This is a genomic window from Pseudomonas frederiksbergensis, from assembly GCF_003732665.1.
GTDB lineage: Bacteria > Pseudomonadota > Gammaproteobacteria > Pseudomonadales > Pseudomonadaceae > Aquipseudomonas > Aquipseudomonas frederiksbergensis_G.
Genome location: NZ_MOBP01000003.1, coordinates 251,814 through 262,775, shown reverse-complemented (window position 1 = coordinate 262,775; position 10,962 = coordinate 251,814). Strand labels below are relative to the sequence as shown.

The following is a 10,962-nucleotide window of genomic DNA, read 5'->3' as shown; positions in this document are numbered from 1 at the left end:
TTCAGACGAATGTGTGTCTTCGAATGACTCAGTGCTGCAGCGCTGGTTTTTGCGTCCCGTTGATCGGGATGCGTTTGGCTTTCGCCTCTTCAGGAATGACCCGCAACAGGTCGATACTCAACAAACCGTTGCTCAGGCCGGCAGCCTTGATTTCGATATGGTCCGCCAGACGGAACGACAGTTTGAAGGCACGCTGTGCGATGCCTTGGTACAAGTAGGTGACGTCTTCGGTCGCGTCACGTTTGCCGCCACTGATGGTCAGCACACCTTTTTCCACTTGCAGCTCCAGGTCTTCTTCCTGGAAGCCGGCGGCCGCTACAACAATGCGATATTGGTCATCGCCGTGTTTTTCCACGTTGTAAGGTGGGTAGGTGCTGCCTGGCTCGTTGCGCAAGGCGGTTTCGAACAGATCGTTGAAACGGTCGAAACCTACCGAGGAACGGAACAGTGGTGCCATGGAAAATGCAGTCGTCATGATTCAAATCTCCTGAAAACATATCAGCAAGTTTTTTTGTCTCCGCGACCCGAATTCGGCATCGCGTAACCCCTAGATAGGGACCGCTGATTGCATTTCAAGAGATTATTTTCAGATTTTTTTTCACGCCGCTTCGGCGACCCGCAGACCCAATAAACGCGAGACCTGATCCAACTCAGTTTCACGCCGAAGGACGGTAAACAGCTCGACCGCTTCGGGATAATTGCGAGTCAGCATTGCCAGCCATTGCTTCAGGCGACCCGGTGATTGGCGCGGTGTCATTTGCGCCTTGGCTTGCAGCCAGAAGTCCTGGATCAGCGGCAGCAGCTCGGCCCAGGTCATCTCCACCACTTCCTCACCGGCACGTGCTGCGGCGATTTGCCGGGCCAGGTCCGGGCGCGATACCAGGCCGCGACCGAGCATGATGTCCTCCACGCCACTGATTTCCCGGCAACGGCGCCAGTCTTCGACGCTCCAGATGTCGCCGTTGGCGAACACCGGGACCTTAACCACATCCTGCACCCGTGGAATCCATTCCCAGTGGGCGGGCGGTTTGTAGCCGTCGGTCTTGGTCCGCGCATGCACCACGATGTGCGCGGCGCCGCCTTCGGCCAGGGCCGTGGCGCAGACCAGCGCGCCGTCCGGGCTATCGAAACCGAGGCGCATCTTGGCGGTCACCGGAATGTGCGCAGGCACCGCACGGCGCACGGTTTCGACGATTTCATTCAGCAGTTCAGGCTCCTTGAGCAGGACCGCACCGCCACGGGACTTGTTGACGGTCTTGGCCGGGCAGCCGAAGTTCAGGTCGATGACTTCAGAACCCAGCTCGCAGGCCAGCGCCGCGTTTTCCGCCAGGCATACCGGGTCGGAACCCAGCAATTGCACGCGCAACGGCACGCCGGACGCGGTGCGGGCGCCATTCAGCAGTTCAGGGCCGAACTTGTGGTAATAGGCAGGCGTGAGCAGTTGATCGTTGATCCGAATGAATTCGGTCACGCACCAATCGATACCGCCGACGCGGGTCAGCACGTCCCGCAGGATGTTGTCGACCAACCCCTCCATGGGCGCCAAAGCAATTTGCATGGAAAACACACTCAACGAAAAACGTGCGGCAGTTTACTGGATTCCGAGATGGAATGATCACCTGTGGGAGCGGGCTTGCTCGCGAAAGCGGTGCGTGCGTCACATTCATGTTGAATGTGCGGCCGTCTTCGCGAGCAAGCCCGCTCCCACAGTTAGAGTTTGGTTGTATCCAGGATTTGCAACGCCGGGCCATAACCCTCGATGAATTCCGCCGGCATGCGCTTGGGCTTGCCGCTGGACAGTTCGATGCAGACGAAGGTGGTCTGGGCGCGCAGCAATGTGGTGTTGTCGCTGGGGCGCTTGAGCTGGAAGTGCCGGGTCATTTTCAGGCGTTGGTCCCAATCGACGATCCAGGTCGCCAATTGCAACTCATCGCCTTCATAGGCGGCGGCGAGGTAATCGATCTCGTGCCGCACCACCGCCATCGCCCGATCCAGGCGCCGGTACTCAACCAAATCCAGGCCCAGCCGCTGCGAGTGGCGCCAGGCACAACGTTCGAGCCAGGTCACGTACACCGCGTTGTTCGCGTGGCCCAGCCCGTCGATGTCTTCGGCGCCGACTTGCAGATCAATGATAAATGGCGTTGCCCGATCCCAGCCCATGCCCCACTCCCGGTCAGATAAATTCGACCGGGGCAGTGTAACGGATGCTCAGGCCGATTGCCGCGCTTGCAGGCTGCGCCCGGCCAGCAGTGATAACACCCCATCAATCACCCGAGGGTCTGCCATCACGCGGTGATGACCACCCTCTTCCAGGCGCAGCAAGCGGCTGTCGAACCAGGCTTCGTGAATCAATTGGGATTCCTTGGCGGATACATAGCGATCGTCTTCGGCGTGAACGATCAGCCCCGGCATATCGAGTTGATAGTGCGCGACATCCAGGGTCGCGGCGCGCATCCCGACGTCTTGTTCGACCTGACGGATAAACGCCGAGCGGGCCTTGGGCGGCAGCTTGACCATGCGGGCAAAACCGCGCAGCACCCCGAGAATTCGTGCCGGAGCGCCAATTGTGACCAGGGTTTCGGTGCGCAGCCCCAGTTGCACCGCCAGCATGGCGCTGGCGCCGCCCATGGAGTGGCCGATCACCGCTTGCAGGGGCGGCAACTCAGCAGCCGCTTCAAGCATGGCCCGGGCGAACAATACGACATTGGCCTCACGCCCCGGCGAGCGACCATGGGCGGGACCATCCAGCGCGACGACGGTATAACCGGCATCCACCAACGCGGTGATCAGGTTGGCGAACTGAGTCGGCCGGCCTTCCCAACCGTGCATCAGCAAGACCGTCGGCCCCTGCCCCCAGCGCAACGCCGAGAGGCCGAAGCGCAACGTGATGCGCTCGGATTTCCCCAGCAGCGGCAATTCCCAGTCACTGGGTGCGAACGTGCGCGGCGTCATGAATGCCAGGCGCATTTTGCTCGCGACCAGTTGTGGTGCGACCCAACCCAAGGTGCCATTAACGCCACGAACCCACTTTAACGTGCTCATCGCTCCACTCCTCAGGCCATTTTGCCTTCAGGTCATAGCACCGCTGATTTGGCGGCGCGCAGCAATCGATCGGACAACTCGCCTGGGCCCAACGCCCGGGCCAGAGCCAAGCCACCGACCATCAAGGCCATGTCGGCCAAGGCTTTGTCGGTGTCTTCAGGGCTGGCCGCCAATTGCGCGACCATGATTTCCAAGTGCTCATTCAACGCCACGCGAAATTCCTCGGGCAGACGACCCAGTTCGCCGACCGAAGCCGGGATCGGGCACGCTGAATCAGAGGAATCACGGTGTTTGCGCGACAGGTAGAACGCAGCGACCAGGGCGCGGCGTTCTTCACCGGTCAACTCGGCGTCCATGTCGGCAATCAGCTCGCGACGGTGGCCGAGCAGTTGCTTGAACGCCTCCAGCATCATCGCGTCCTTGCTTTCGAAGTGCGCATAGAAGCCGCCGACCGTCAGACCGGCCGCGCCCATCACTTCACCCACACTTGGCTCGGCCGGGCCGCGCTGGATCAGCGCTGCGCTGGCGGCCTTGAGGATGCGTTCGCGGGTTTGAGCTTTTTTATCGTTCATCGTTGCCTCCGAATATTACGACTAGAATATTATTCGCATAATAAATTTGCGCAAGTCATGGCTGTGACCGCTGGTCTGAAGAACAGTTTTGAAGAAAAAGGAGAGTTGGCCAAACGCCAGACAAACAAAAGGGCCATTCAATAATTGAATGACCCTTATAAATCCCGCAGAGCGGGTAATCGTGGCGTCCCCTAGGGGACTCGAACCCCTGTTACCGCCGTGAAAGGGCGGTGTCCTAGGCCACTAGACGAAGGGGACACAAACCCTTCTATACAACTGATCAACGCTGAGTGTTGATCGCCTCAAGGCCGGTGTGGCCAGACCTTGAGTTGTAAAATTGGTGGAGCTAAACGGGATCGAACCGTTGACCTCTTGCATGCCATGCAAGCGCTCTCCCAGCTGAGCTATAGCCCCGATTTATCGCCTGGCGGCGGAGCAGCATCTTGCGACACTGCTTCTGTAAAACTGGCGTCCCCTAGGGGACTCGAACCCCTGTTACCGCCGTGAAAGGGCGGTGTCCTAGGCCACTAGACGAAGGGGACGCAAACCCTTCTATACAACTGATCAACGCTGAGTGTTGATCGCTTCAAGGCCGGTGTGGCCAGACCTTGAAGTGTAAATTGGTGGAGCTAGACGGGATCGAACCGTCGACCTCTTGCATGCCATGCAAGCGCTCTCCCAGCTGAGCTATAGCCCCTCATCGCTGAGGACGGGGCGAATCTTAATGGCGCATCGGAAGGCTGTCAAACTTATTTTTAAAATATTTCAAAGTTTTTTGCCGACATAACAATCACTTACCGCCCTCCCCCCGTAAATTCGGGGGTGCGCCGAAGAGCAGGATCAAAAGATCGCAGCCTTCGGCAGCTCCTACAGGGAGTCAAACGCCGTTCAGGCGATATTACCCAACAGTTTTTCCCACTCTTTGTTTTCCTTTTTCGACACGCCGCCGAGCAAGTCGAGGGCCTGGCGCAGACGGAAACGGGTCAGGTCCGGGCCGAGGATTTCCATCGCATCGAGCACCGACACCGAACTGGCCTGGCCGGTGATCGCGGCAAACATCAGCGGCATGGCGTCACGCAGCTTCAGTTCCAGGGATTCGACTACCGCTTGAATCGTCGCGGTGATGCTGTCCTTTTCCCACTGACGCAGGCTTTCGAGCTTCCACAGGATCAACTGCATCAACTGCCGGACCTGATCGCCCGAGAGCTTCTTGGATTCAAACAGCTTGGCATCCGGGCTCACGCCACCGGCAAAGAAAAACCCCGCCAGCGGTGCGACCTGGCTGAAGGTTTCAACTCGGCCCTGCACGTGCGGGGCGATTTTCATCATGTACTCAGGGTTCAGCGCCCAGGTCTGCAAGCGCGAAGCGAACTCTTCCACCGGCAAATCACGCAGCCACTGGCCGTTGAGCCACGACAGCTTCTCAATGTCGAAAATCGGCCCACCGAGGGAGACGCGGCTCAGGTCGAAGTTGTCGACCATTTCCTGCAACGAGAACTTCTCGCGCTCGTCCGGCATCGACCAGCCCATGCGGCCCAGGTAGTTGAGCATCGCTTCCGGCATGAAGCCCATGCGCTCGTAGAACGTCACCGAAGTCGGGTTCTTGCGCTTGGACAGCTTGCTCTTGTCCGGGTTACGCAGCAGCGGCATGTAGCACAGTTGCGGTTGTTCCCAGCCGAAATATTCGTACAGCAGGATCAGTTTCGGCGCCGATGGCAGCCATTCTTCACCGCGCAGTACGTGGGTGATGCCCATCAAATGGTCGTCGACCACGTTGGCCAGGAAGTACGTCGGCAGGCCGTCGGTCTTCATCAGCACTTGCATGTCCATGCGATCCCACGGGATCTCGACGTCGCCACGCAGCATGTCCGGCACCACGCACACGCCTTCGCTCGGCACTTTCATGCGGATCACGTGGGGTTCGCCAGCGGCCAGGCGGCGCGCAACTTCTTCCTTGGACAGCAGCAGCGCACGGCCGTCGTAACGCGGGGTTTCACCCCGAGCCATTTGCTCGGCACGCATCTGGTCCAGCTCTTCGGCGGTGCAGAAGCACGGGAAGGCGTGGCCCATTTCAACCAGTTGCTGGCAGTACTTCTGATAGATATCGCCGCGCTCGCTCTGGCGGTAAGGACCGTGCGGGCCGCCGACGTCCGGGCCTTCGCTCCAGTCGATGCCCAACCAGCGCAGGGCGTCGAAAATCTGCTGTTCGGACTCGCGGGTCGAACGCAATTGATCGGTGTCTTCGATCCGCAGGATGAACTCACCACCATGCTGCTTGGCAAAGCAGTAGTTGAACAATGCGATGTAAGCAGTACCTACGTGGGGGTCCCCGGTAGGCGATGGCGCGATGCGCGTGCGGACGGTGGTCATGGCAAGTCTCAACAAAGAATTGAAAGCGAAGATCAAAGCGAACTTCAAACAAGAGCCGAATGGTAACAGGCGATGCCCGCCACGCTCCAGTCAGCAGGGCATTTAAGCCAAGGTTGCGTCTACAACGCCCGGATGCCGGGGTGAATGGCCAAATATCAGCGGATGGCATTTACCGTTTATCGGCTGTATGCCAGATTCGCCTGCTGATAACTTTCCTTACAATTCTCGACTACAGTCTGCCCCATGCCTGCCCAACTCAAGCGTCGCCTGTCCATTTTTTTGCTGATCGTCCTGCTGATTGCCGGGGGCTTCTTTGCCCATTGGTTTTTCAAGGGACGCTTTTATGAAAGCACCGACAACGCGTATGTCCAGGGCGAGATCACCCGTGTCTCCAGCCAATTGGGCGCGCGTATTGATGAGGTTTTGGTACAGGACAACCAGCACGTCGAAAAAGGCCAATTGCTGGTCAAGCTCGAAGGCGATGACTTTCACCTGGCCGTGGACCGCGCCAACGCCGCCCTCGCCACCCGCGAAGCCGAGCGCCTGCAAGCCCAGAGCAAACTGACCCAGCAAGCCAGCCTGATTGCCGCCAGCGATGCGCAAGTGGTGTCCAGCCAGGCCAGCCTCGGCCGCTCGCAAATCGACCTGTCCCGGGCCGAAGCCCTGCGCAAACCCGGCTACGTCTCGGAAGAACGGGTGACCACCCTCTCCGCCGACAACCACATCGCCCGCTCGCAGGTGACCAAGGCCCAGGCCGATGCGCAAAGTCAGCGCCAGCAAGTCAACGCGTTGAGCGCCGAGATCAAGCGCCTCGACGCGATGATCGCCAATGCCAGGACCGACCTGGCCCAGGCGCAATTGAACCTGACCCGCAGCGAAATCCACGCGCCCATCAGCGGCCTGATCGGCCAACGCGCCGCGCGCAACGGCCAGTACGTGCAGGCCGGCGCCTATCTGCTGTCGATCGTCCCGGACCAGGACATCTGGATTCAGGCCAACTTCAAGGAAACCCAGATTGGCCACATGCAGCCGGGCCAGAAAGCCGAACTGACCTTCGACGCCTACGGCGATACGCCAATTGAAGCCCGGGTCGACAGCCTGTTCGCCGCCTCCGGGGCGCAATTCAGCTTATTGCCGCCGGACAATGCCACGGGCAACTTCACCAAAGTCGTACAACGGATTCCGGTAAAGCTGACGTTCGCGTCCGACAATCCGCTGCACGGCAAGATCCGCCCGGGGATGACGGTCACCGTCAAAGTGAACATCAAAGACGCCCCTGACGATGGCCGGTGATCAACTGATCCGCCCCGCCGGTGAACCGACCCGGCGGGACTGGATCGCGGTGATGAGCGTGATGCTCGGCGCCTTTATGGCGGTGCTCGACATCCAGATCACCAACTCATCGCTCAAGGACATTCAGGGTGCGCTGTCGGCGACCCTGGAAGAAGGCTCGTGGATTTCCACCTCGTACCTGGTGGCGGAAATCATCATGATCCCGCTGACAGCATGGTTGGTGCAGTTGCTCTCGGCGCGACGCCTGGCGGTGTGGGTGTCCCTCGGGTTTCTCGGCGCATCGCTGCTGTGCTCGATGGCCTGGAGCCTGGAAAGCATGATCGTCTTTCGCGCCTTGCAAGGCTTCACCGGCGGCGCGCTGATCCCGCTGGCGTTCACCCTGACGCTGATCAAACTCCCGGAACACCACCGCGCCAAAGGCATGGCCATGTTTGCCATGACCGCGACGTTCGCGCCCTCCATCGGCCCGACCATTGGCGGCTGGCTCACGGAAAACTGGGGCTGGGAATACATTTTCTACATCAACATCCCGCCCGGCCTGATCATGATCGCCGGCCTGATGTATGGCCTGGAGAAAAAAGAAGCCCATTGGGAATTGCTCAAAAGCACCGACTACACCGGCATTCTCGCGCTGGGCATCGGCCTCGGTTGTTTGCAGGTGTTTCTCGAAGAAGGCCATCGCAAGGACTGGCTTGAATCAAACCTGATCGTGAGCCTGGGCAGCATTGCGCTGTTGAGCCTGATCACCTTTGTGATCGTGCAGTTTTCCAAGCCCAACCCGCTGATCAACCTGCGCATCCTCGGCAATCGCAACTTTGGTTTATCGAGTATTTCCAGTCTGGGCATGGGCGTCGGGTTGTATGGCTCGATTTATCTGTTGCCGCTGTACCTGGCGCAGATCCAGAACTACAACGCCTTGCAGATCGGCGAAGTGATCATGTGGATGGGCGTGCCGCAGTTGTTCCTGATTCCGTTGGTGCCGAAGCTGATGAAATTCATCCCGCCGAAATGGCTGTGCACCATTGGCTTCGGGCTGTTCGGGCTGGCGAGTTTTTCCTCGGGCGTGCTGAACCCGGACTTCGCCGGGCCGCAGTTCAATCAGATCCAGATCATCCGTGCGCTAGGCCAGCCGCTGATCATGGTGACCATCTCGCTGATCGCGACGGCGTATATCCTGCCCCAGGACGCGGGGTCGGCGTCGAGCCTGTTCAACATCCTGCGTAACCTCGGCGGCGCGATTGGCATCGCCCTCCTCGCCACGTTACTGGATGCGCGGACCAAGACTTATTTTGATTATTTGCGCGAGTCGATTGTGCCGACCAACCCGCAGGTCGCCGAGCGCATGGCGTCGATGGCGGACCGGTTTGGCAGTGATACGGCGGCGCTGGGCAAGATGAGTGAAATCGTGCATCAGCAGGCGTCGATCATGGCCTACAACGATGCGTTTCACTTTGTCGGGATTGCGCTGGGGATCAGCATGATTGCGGTATTGCTGACCAAGGCGTTGCCGGCGGGGTTGAAGGCTGGGGAGGCGCATTAGCCAGCTATTGCGGTGTTCTTTCGGGCGCCTTCGCGAGCAAGCCCGCTCCCACAGGGATCATATGAAACCTGTGGGAGCGGGCTTGCTCGCGAAGAGGCCATAACGGGCACCGCAAAACTCAAACAGTGATCAACCGATCCCGCAACTTGCCAATCTCATCGCGCATCTGCGCCGCGGCTTCAAACTCCAGGTCGCGAGCCAACGCATACATCTTCTCTTCCAGCGCTTTGATGCGTTTGGCGATTTCACCCGGCGAGCGCAATTCGGCTTCGTACTTGGCGCTTTCCTCGGCGGCCTTGGCCATGCCTTTGCGCTTCTTGCTGCGCGAGCCCGGCACGGTGGCACCTTCCATGATGTCGGCGACGTCCTTGAACACACCTTTGGGCGTGATGCCATTGGCCAGGTTGAAGGCGATTTGCTTGTCGCGACGGCGTTCGGTCTCGCCGATCGCCCGTTCCATGGAACCGGTAATGCGGTCGGCATACAGAATCGCCCGGCCATTGAGGTTACGTGCCGCCCGGCCGATGGTCTGGATCAACGAGCGCTCGGAACGCAGGAAGCCTTCCTTGTCCGCGTCGAGAATCGCTACCAGCGACACTTCCGGCATGTCCAGGCCTTCACGCAGCAGGTTGATCCCCACCAGCACATCGAAGGTGCCGAGGCGCAAGTCGCGGATGATTTCGACCCGCTCCACGGTGTCGATGTCCGAGTGCAAATAGCGCACGCGCACGCCGTGGTCGGCCAGGTAATCGGTCAAGTCTTCGGACATGCGCTTGGTCAGCGTGGTCACCAGCACCCGCTCCTCCAGAGCCACGCGCTTGCCGATTTCCGAGAGCAGATCGTCGACCTGGGTCAGCGCCGGACGGATCTCGATTTGCGGGTCCACCAGGCCGGTCGGGCGCACCAGTTGCTCGACCACGCGACCGGCGTGTTCCGCTTCGTAATTGCCAGGCGTGGCCGAGACAAAAATCGTCTGCGGGCTGATGTTTTCGAATTCGTCGAAACGCATCGGCCGGTTATCCAGCGCCGACGGAAGACGGAAACCGTATTCCACCAGGGTCTCTTTACGCGAACGGTCGCCCTTATACATCGCGCCGACCTGCGGCACGCTGACGTGGGATTCGTCGATCACCAGCAAGGCGTCGGCCGGCAGGTAGTCGAACAAGGTGGGCGGCGCCTGGCCGGATTCACGGCCCGACAGGTAGCGCGAGTAGTTTTCGATGCCGTTGCAGTAACCCAGTTCGAGAATCATCTCCAGGTCGAAACGGGTGCGCTGCTCCAGACGCTGGGCTTCCACCAGTTTGTTGTTGGTGCGCAGGTAATCGAGGCGCTCCTGAAGCTCGACCTTGATCCCTTCGATGGCGCCGAGCAGGGTTTCCCGTGGCGTGACGTAGTGGCTTTTCGGGTAGAAGGTGAAGCGCGGCAATTGCCGGGTGACTTCGCCGGTCAGCGGGTCGAAGGCGGAAATCTTCTCCACTTCATCGTCGAACAGCTCGATACGGATTGCTTCGAAATCGGATTCCGCCGGGTGGATATCGATCACATCGCCGCGCACCCGGAAGGTGGCACGGGCGAAATCCATGTCATTGCGGGTGTATTGCAGGTCCGCCAGTCGGCGCAGCAAGGCGCGTTGATCGAGCTTGTCGCCGCGATCCACGTGCAAGACCATTTTCAGATAGGTTTCCGGGCTGCCCAAACCGTAGATGCAGGACACCGTGGTGACGATGATGGCGTCCTTGCGCTCCAGCAGCGCTTTGGTCGCCGAGAGTCGCATCTGCTCGATGTGGTCGTTGATCGAGGCATCCTTCTCGATGAAGGTGTCCGACGACGGCACATAGGCTTCGGGCTGGTAGTAGTCGTAGTAGGAAACGAAGTATTCGACGGCGTTGTTCGGGAAAAACGCCTTGAACTCGCCATACAACTGCGCGGCCAAGGTCTTGTTCGGCGCCAGCACCAGGGTCGGGCGCTGCACTTGGGCGATGACGTTGGCGATGCTGAAGGTCTTGCCCGAGCCGGTCACACCGAGCAACGTCTGGTGCGCCAGCCCGGCTTCGATGCCCTCGACCATCAGGCGGATGGCTTCCGGCTGATCGCCGGCGGGCTCGAAGCGGGTGACTAGCTGGAATTCCGACATACGAAACCTCT

9 protein-coding genes and 4 tRNA genes are annotated in these 10,962 nt (G+C 59.8%); 2 read left to right on the top strand and 11 right to left on the bottom strand.

Translation table 11 applies throughout. The features are described 5' to 3' along the window. Positions 1 to 28: 28 nt before the first annotated feature. The 10 genes from BK665_RS05375 to gltX all read right to left on the bottom strand — a co-directional run bounded on the left by BK665_RS05375 (position 29) and on the right by gltX (position 5,984). Positions 29 to 475, bottom strand: coding sequence for an Hsp20 family protein (locus BK665_RS05375; protein WP_123403565.1), 447 nt, complete (start codon positions 473 to 475; stop codon positions 29 to 31). Positions 476 to 598: 123 nt separating this feature from the next. Next, positions 599 to 1,558 (bottom strand): tRNA dihydrouridine synthase, encoded by a 960-nt coding sequence (locus tag BK665_RS05370; protein WP_123403563.1) that lies wholly within the window; start codon positions 1,556 to 1,558, stop codon positions 599 to 601. 152 nt (positions 1,559 to 1,710) lie between these two features. Next, a complete protein-coding gene (locus tag BK665_RS05365; RefSeq protein WP_123403561.1) occupies positions 1,711 to 2,160 on the bottom strand; it encodes an acyl-CoA thioesterase in 450 nt (149 codons plus the stop codon). 48 nt (positions 2,161 to 2,208) lie between these two features. Further along, positions 2,209 to 3,042: an alpha/beta fold hydrolase gene (locus BK665_RS05360; protein ID WP_123403559.1), complete on the bottom strand. Its 834-nt coding sequence runs from the start codon at positions 3,040 to 3,042 to the stop codon at positions 2,209 to 2,211. Positions 3,043 to 3,074: 32 nt separating this feature from the next. Continuing rightward, a complete protein-coding gene (locus BK665_RS05355) occupies positions 3,075 to 3,614 on the bottom strand; it encodes a TetR/AcrR family transcriptional regulator (protein WP_123403557.1) in 540 nt (179 codons plus the stop codon). Positions 3,615 to 3,796: 182 nt separating this feature from the next. After that, positions 3,797 to 3,872: transfer RNA gene (locus BK665_RS05350), tRNA-Glu, on the bottom strand. 80 nt (positions 3,873 to 3,952) lie between these two features. Beyond that, positions 3,953 to 4,028 (bottom strand) — tRNA-Ala (locus BK665_RS05345). A 52-nt stretch (positions 4,029 to 4,080) separates the two neighbouring features. Continuing rightward, positions 4,081 to 4,156 (bottom strand) — tRNA-Glu (locus BK665_RS05340). 79 nt (positions 4,157 to 4,235) lie between these two features. Further along, a tRNA-Ala gene (locus BK665_RS05335) sits at positions 4,236 to 4,311 on the bottom strand. 191 nt (positions 4,312 to 4,502) lie between these two features. Continuing rightward, positions 4,503 to 5,984 carry a glutamate--tRNA ligase gene (gene gltX, locus BK665_RS05330; protein WP_123403555.1) on the bottom strand — a complete coding sequence of 494 codons (1,482 nt, stop codon included), beginning with the start codon at positions 5,982 to 5,984 and terminating at the stop codon, positions 4,503 to 4,505. Positions 5,985 to 6,227: 243 nt separating this feature from the next. On the opposite strand from gltX, the gene BK665_RS05325 reads away from it, so the two are divergent. Both BK665_RS05325 and BK665_RS05320 read left to right on the top strand, forming a co-directional pair. Beyond that, positions 6,228 to 7,277: an HlyD family secretion protein gene (locus tag BK665_RS05325; RefSeq protein WP_123403553.1), complete on the top strand. Its 1,050-nt coding sequence runs from the start codon at positions 6,228 to 6,230 to the stop codon at positions 7,275 to 7,277. Next, positions 7,267 to 8,817, top strand: coding sequence for an MDR family MFS transporter (locus BK665_RS05320; protein WP_123403551.1), 1,551 nt, complete (start codon positions 7,267 to 7,269; stop codon positions 8,815 to 8,817). The genes BK665_RS05325 and BK665_RS05320 overlap by 11 nt, the downstream gene beginning before the upstream one ends. Before the next feature lie 118 nt (positions 8,818 to 8,935). Here the strand turns inward: BK665_RS05320 and uvrB are convergent, their stop codons facing one another. Next, positions 8,936 to 10,951 (bottom strand): excinuclease ABC subunit UvrB, encoded by a 2,016-nt coding sequence (uvrB, locus tag BK665_RS05315; protein WP_123403549.1) that lies wholly within the window; start codon positions 10,949 to 10,951, stop codon positions 8,936 to 8,938. Between the last annotated feature and the right edge of the window lie 11 nt (positions 10,952 to 10,962).

Coding starts and splice junctions, on each gene's coding strand:
- gltX (WP_123403555.1), bottom strand. CDS start 5,984: ATGACCACCGTCCGCACGCGCATCGCGCCATCGCCTACCGGGGACCCC.
- uvrB (WP_123403549.1), bottom strand. CDS start 10,951: ATGTCGGAATTCCAGCTAGTCACCCGCTTCGAGCCCGCCGGCGATCAG.
- BK665_RS05370 (WP_123403563.1), bottom strand. CDS start 1,558: ATGCAAATTGCTTTGGCGCCCATGGAGGGGTTGGTCGACAACATCCTG.
- BK665_RS05355 (WP_123403557.1), bottom strand. CDS start 3,614: ATGAACGATAAAAAAGCTCAAACCCGCGAACGCATCCTCAAGGCCGCC.
- BK665_RS05360 (WP_123403559.1), bottom strand. CDS start 3,042: ATGAGCACGTTAAAGTGGGTTCGTGGCGTTAATGGCACCTTGGGTTGG.
- BK665_RS05325 (WP_123403553.1), top strand. CDS start 6,228: ATGCCTGCCCAACTCAAGCGTCGCCTGTCCATTTTTTTGCTGATCGTC.
- BK665_RS05375 (WP_123403565.1), bottom strand. CDS start 475: ATGACGACTGCATTTTCCATGGCACCACTGTTCCGTTCCTCGGTAGGT.
- BK665_RS05365 (WP_123403561.1), bottom strand. CDS start 2,160: ATGGGCTGGGATCGGGCAACGCCATTTATCATTGATCTGCAAGTCGGC.
- BK665_RS05320 (WP_123403551.1), top strand. CDS start 7,267: ATGGCCGGTGATCAACTGATCCGCCCCGCCGGTGAACCGACCCGGCGG.